Source organism: Stenotrophomonas sp. P5_A9 (genome assembly GCF_056400525.1).
Window position 1 is genome coordinate 1 of sequence record NZ_JBFULC010000138.1, and the last position, 2066, is coordinate 2066.

General features: G+C 69.2%; 1 protein-coding gene. It reads right to left on the minus strand.

The features are described from left to right. Window positions 1-316 precede the first annotated feature (316 nt). The gene (locus AC1DR7_RS20255) at window positions 317-1951 is read right to left on the minus strand and encodes an NAD+ synthase (RefSeq protein ID WP_478051525.1); all 1635 of its coding nucleotides are present in this window, start codon (window positions 1949-1951) and stop codon (window positions 317-319) included. Window positions 1952-2066: the final 115 nt, after the last annotated feature.

Here is a 2066-nt window from a genome sequence, read left to right on the forward strand (position 1 = left end):
AAGGAGGAGGACGGGGCGGCCGCAGGCCGACGCCGGGGGCGTCGCCGGAAAGGGCATGGGGGTCCAGCGCCCGRCCCACCGACCACCGCGCCTGGAACGGGTCAAAGCACACGTCTGCCTGCCCCGCATAGAGGCGAAGCACCTTTTCTTTACGGTAGTGCCGACCGCCGGTCGGCTCCTCCGCGTGCTGCAGAGGGTATGGGAGCGGGCCAGCAGCCGGCTCTACCGTGCCTTGCGCCTCCCGGATGCCAGGGCGGGCACCGGCCCGCACGGGGATATCCCCCAACTGCGCCCCTGCACCTATCGGTCTTGCCGGTCAGCCCTTGTAGCCGTTGCTGATCGGATACCGGCGCTCGCGCCCGAACGCGCGCCGCGACACCTTCGGACCCGGGGCGGCCTGGTGGCGCTTCCACTCGCTGGTGCGCACCAGGCGCAGCACCCGGTCCACCACGTCGGCAGCGTACCCGGCCGCCACGATCTCCTCGCGCGACTGCTCCTGGTCCACGTAGCGGTACAGGATGCCATCGAGCACGTCGTAGGCCGGCAACGAGTCCTGGTCGGTCTGGTTGTCGCGCAGCTCGGCCGAGGGCGGGCGGCTGATCACCGCCGGCGGAATCACCGGCGCGCCGCCCACGGTGTTGCGCCACTTGGACAGGCCGAACACCTCGGTCTTGTACAGGTCCTTGAGCGGCGCATAGCCACCGCACATGTCGCCGTAGATGGTCGCGTAACCCACCGCATACTCGCTCTTGTTGCCGGTGGTCAGCAGCAGCCCGCCGAACTTGTTCGACAGCGCCATCAGGATCACGCCGCGGCTGCGCGACTGCAGGTTCTCTTCGGTGACGTCGGCAGCCTGCCCTTCGAACATCGGGCCGAGCGCAGCCATGAGCCCCTCGAACACCGGCTCGATCGACACCGCTTCCAGTTTCACGCCCAGCGCGCGGCACTGCTCGGCAGCCAGGTCGTTGGACACGCCGGCGGTATAGCGCGACGGCAGCCGCACCGCAGTGACGTTGTCCGCGCCCAGCGCGTCCACCGCCATGGCCAGCACCAGCGCCGAATCGATGCCGCCGGACAGACCCAGCCACACCTTCTTGAAGCCGTTCTTGCGGCAGTAATCCTGGATGCCACGGGTCACCGCGCGCCAGGCCAGCGCGTCCATGCTCTCATCGCCGTCGTCGATCCACTCGCGCGGCAGGAAACGGCGCGTCTGCGCGTCGTAATCCACCACCAGCCACTGGTCGGTGAATGCCGCCGCGGCCGGGTGCACGGTGCCGTCGCCGTCGGCCACGACCGAGGCGCCATCGAACACCAGTGCGTCCTGGCCACCGACCACGTTGAGGTAGGCGATCGCCGCCCCGCTCTCACGCGTGCGTTCGGCCAGCAGCGCATCGCGCTGGGCATGCTTGCCGCGCTCATAGGGCGAGGCGTTGGGCACCAGCACCAGCTGCGCACCGTCGCGCACGGTGTCGGCCAGCGGCTCGGCGAACCACAGGTCCTCGCAGATCAGCACGCCGACCGGCACGCCCTTCAGCTCGAACACGCAGCTGCCACCGTCCGGGTCCACGTCGAAGTAGCGGCGCTCGTCGAACACCGCGTAATTGGGCAGCTCGCGCTTGCGGTAGGTGTGCTCCACCTTGCCATCGCGCAGCACGCTGGCGGCGTTGTAGACCACCGCACCCGCCGCCTGCGGCCAGCCGACCACGACGGCGATGCCGGTTGCGGCGGCGGCGATGCGCGTGAGCGCCTGCTCACAGTCGTACAGGAAGCCCGGACGCAGCAGCAGGTCTTCCGGCGGGTAGCCGCTGATCGCCAGTTCCGGGAACACCACCAGCTCGGCGCCGTACTCATCACGCGCCTCGGCGATCATCGCGATGATGTTGTCGGTGTTCTGCGCCACCGCGCCCACCGGGAAATCAAACTGCGCCATCGCGATGCGGATCGAAGCCATGAAGGTCCAGCCAGTGGTTGCAATGCGCTCATTGTAGTGCCGGCCGCTGGCCGGCWCCGCACGATGCCGCCAACGATCGCGTGGTTGCCGGCCAGCGGCCGGCACTACAATGAGC

What these genes read in the sequence shown, in the direction of transcription:
- AC1DR7_RS20255 (WP_478051525.1), bottom strand. Translation starts at nt 1,951, where the DNA reads ATGGCTTCGATCCGCATCGCGATGGCGCAGTTTGATTTCCCGGTGGGC.